Origin of the sequence: Streptomyces prasinopilosus (assembly GCF_001419695.1) — a bacterium.
GTDB classification, from domain to species: domain Bacteria; phylum Actinomycetota; class Actinomycetes; order Streptomycetales; family Streptomycetaceae; genus Streptomyces; species Streptomyces prasinopilosus.
Genome location: NZ_LIRG01000297.1, coordinates 1 through 3,525 on the forward strand (window position 1 = coordinate 1; position 3,525 = coordinate 3,525).

Sequence of the window (3,525 nt, forward strand, 5' to 3'; positions counted from 1 at the left end):
CGCCCGGTTCCCGCTACCGTCCGGCGCTGTCCACGACCGCTGCCCACTCGTCGAGCAGGGCCTGGGCGGAGGCGTCGTCGGGGCCTTCGGCCCACAGGTGGGTGACCGCCTCGGCCGGGTCGGGCAGCACCATCACCCAGCGGCCGTCGGCTTCCACCACGCGCACACCGTCAGTGGTGTCCACGAAGCGGTCACCGGCCTCCTCGACGACTCGCCGCATCACGAGTCCCTTGACCGCCCACGGGGTCGCCAGATCGCGCTTGAGGACGTGCGCACGCGGGATCCGCGCATCGATCTGGCTGAGCGTGAGCTGCGTCCTGGCCACCAGGCCGATGAGCCGCACGAAGGCCGCGGTGCCGTCGTAGACCCTGTTGAACTCCGGAACGATGAAGCCGCCCTTGCCGTCACCGCCGAAGATCGTGCCCTCCTCACCGCCCACACGGGTGAGGTCGTCGGGCGAGGTGGTCGTCCACTCCACCTGGGTGCCGTGGTAGGCCGCCACCTGCTCGGCGATCCTGGTGGTGGTCACGGGGAGCGCGACCCGGCCGCTGCGCCGCTCGGCCGCGATGAGGTCGAGCATGACGAGCAGGGCCCGGTCGTCCTCGATGATCCTCCCCTTCTCGTCGACGAGGGAGAGCCGCTCGCCGACCGGGTCGAACCGCACGCCGAACGCGGCGCCGGAGGATGCCACCATCTCGCCGAGCCGTACCAGTCCCGCCCGCCGGACCTCGGCCGTCTCGGTCGGCCTGGATTCGTCGAGTCCCGGGTTGATGGTGAGCGAGTCCACTCCGAGCTTGCCGAGCAGACTCGGCAGGACGAGTCCCGCGCTGCCGTTGGAGGCGTCCACGACCACCTTCAGCCCGGCCTCCGCGATCCCTGTGATGTCGACGTTCCGCAGCAGTGAGCCGGTGTACGAGTCGAAGACGCTCGCCGGGAAGTGCAGATCACCGATCTCGCCGGGGAACGCGCGCCGGTACTCCTGCCGCGCGAACACCCGGTCCAGTTTGCGCTGGCCTCCCTGCGAGAGGTCGGCGCCCTGCCCGTCGAAGAACATGATGTCGACGGAGTCCGGCACCCCGGGGGTGGTCCGGATCATGATGCCGCCCGCACTGCCCCGGGCGGTCTGCTGCCGGGCCACGGGCAGCGGCACGTTCTCCAGGTCCCGTACGTCGATGGCGCTGGCCTGCAGCGCGGAGATGACCGCGCGCTTCAGGGCACGGGCACCGCGGGAGTGGTCCCGGGCGGTGGTGACCGTCGACCCCTTCTTCAGGGTCGTCGCGTAGGCGCCGGCCAGCCGAACGGCGAGTTCGGGTGTGATCTCGACGTTCAGGATGCCCGACACCCCGCGGGCGCCGAAGAGGTGCGCCTGTCCCCTGGACTCCCAGATGACCGAGGTGTTGACGAACGCACCGGCCTCGATCGTCTTGAACGGGTAGACCCGTACGTTGCCCTGGACGATGGATTCCTCACCGATCAGGCACTCGTCGCCGATGACGGCGCCGTCCTCGATCCGGGCCGCGCGCATGACGTCGGTGTTCCTGCCGAGGACGCAGCCCCTCAGGTTGCTGTGCGGTCCGACGTACACGTTGTCGTGGACGACGGCCTTGTGCAGGAAGGCCCCGCTCTTCACCACGACGTTGGACCCCACGACCGTGTGCTCACGTATCTCGGCGCCGGCTTCGACCTTGGCGTAGTCGCCGATGTAGAGAGGTCCGCGCAGCACGGCGTCGGGGTGTACTTCGGCGCCTTCGGCGACCCATACGCCGGGGGAGATCTCGAAGCCGTCGATGTCGACGTCGACCTTCCCCTCGAGGACGTCGGCCTGCGCCTTCACATAGCTCTCGTGGGTGCCGACGTCCTCCCAGTAGCCCTCGGCGATGAAGCCGTAGACGGGCTTGCCTTCCTTCATCAGCTGCGGGAAGACATCACCGGACCAGTCGACGGGCACGTCGGGCTCGACGTAGTCGAAGACCTCGGGCTCCATGACGTAGATCCCGGTGTTCACCGTGTCGGAGAAGACCTGTCCCCAGGTCGGCTTCTCCAGGAAGCGCTCGACCTTGCCTTCCTCGTCCACGATGGTGATACCGAATTCCAGCGGGTTGGGCACCCGGGTCAGGCAGACCGTGACCAGCGCACCCTTCTCCTTGTGGAAGTTGATCAGCTCGGTCAGGTCGAAATCCGTCAGCGCGTCGCCGGAGATGACGAGGAAGGTGTCGTCCTTCAGTGCCTCCTCGGCGTTCTTGACGCTCCCTGCGGTACCGAGTGGCTTCTCCTCATTGGCATAGGTGAGCTCCATTCCGAGCTCCTCGCCGTCACCGAAATAGTTCTTGACGAGCGATGCCAGGAACTGGACGGTCACAACGGTTTCGTTGAGCCCATGCCTTTTGAGCAGCCGCAGAACATGCTCCATGATCGGCTGGTTGGCCACCGGCAGGAGCGGCTTGGGCATGCTTGAGGTCATAGGACGAAGGCGCGTGCCTTCGCCCCCGGCCATCACGACGGCCTTCATGTCGGAAGCGTCCTCCTCGAAGAGATGACGGTCTGACCGACTTCATCCACCGAGATTGTCCCGCACTTTTCCACTGCGAGCCATCGCGCGACGCTGCGCGTGCCACTCGGCGAGTCAGCCGGTCATGGCGTCCGCACGAACCAGGCGGCGGACCTGCACCATATAGAGGACTCCTGCCCACCAATAGAGGGTTGTACCCCATCCGGCGAACGCCCATCCGAAAATTGCAGCGAGTGACGGGATCCAGCCACTACCGTCACTGAGCAGGAGCAACGGGAAGGCGTACATCAAGTTGAAGGTGGCCGCCTTCCCGAGGAAGTTCACCTGCGGCGGCGGATAGCCGTGACGCCGGAGGATGCCCACCATCACCAGAAGGACCAGCTCACGGGCCAGGAGGACGGCGGTCAGCCAGAGCGGAAGAATCTCGCGCCAGGTGAGACCGACAAGGGTCGAAAGAATGTAGAGCCGGTCCGCTGCCGGATCCAGCAGCCGGCCGAGGCTGCTGATCTGGTTCCAGCGGCGCGCGAGCTTGCCGTCCAGATAATCACTGACACCGCTCAGAGCGAGCACCAGGAGCGCCCAGCCGTCACTCTTCGGGCCTCCGAACTCCGGTCGGAGGATCAGCCACAGGAAGAGGGGCACGCCGAGAAGTCGCGCCATGCTGAGGATGTTCGGGATGGTGAGGACACGGTCCGTCTGGACGCGAGTCTCCTGGACCTCCACCCGGGGACCTCCTGGGGGAAACGTATTGATGATGCTCACTGACCCTACCTCAAAACAAAAAAGCTCTGGCTCTCGGGCTGCGTGCCCAAGAGCCAGAGCTCTAAAAGGAGTTCGGCGGCGTCCTACTCTCCCACAGGGTCCCCCCTGCAGTACCATCGGCGCTGTAAGGCTTAGCTTCCGGGTTCGGAATGTAACCGGGCGTTTCCCCTACGCTATGACCACCGAAACACTATGAAACATCAACCGCACCACGCCGTGACCTGGCATGGGGTCGTTCGTGGTTTCAGAACCAA

General features: G+C 66.0%; 2 protein-coding genes and 1 rRNA gene. All 3 read right to left on the reverse strand.

The window, feature by feature from the left end; all coding sequences use genetic code 11:
* Positions 1-13: 13 nt before the first annotated feature.
* The 3 genes from AOK18_RS13625 to rrf all read right to left on the reverse strand — a co-directional run bounded on the left by AOK18_RS13625 (position 14) and on the right by rrf (position 3,458).
* The gene (locus AOK18_RS13625) at positions 14-2,509 is read right to left on the reverse strand and encodes a mannose-1-phosphate guanyltransferase (RefSeq protein WP_055571455.1); all 2,496 of its coding nucleotides are present in this window, start codon (positions 2,507-2,509) and stop codon (positions 14-16) included.
* Positions 2,510-2,623: 114 nt separating this feature from the next.
* Positions 2,624-3,232: a cardiolipin synthase ClsA gene (clsA, locus tag AOK18_RS13630; protein WP_055571454.1), complete on the reverse strand. Its 609-nt coding sequence runs from the start codon at positions 3,230-3,232 to the stop codon at positions 2,624-2,626.
* 109 nt (positions 3,233-3,341) lie between these two features.
* Positions 3,342-3,458 (reverse strand): 5S ribosomal RNA (gene rrf, locus AOK18_RS13635).
* Between the last annotated feature and the right edge of the window lie 67 nt (positions 3,459-3,525).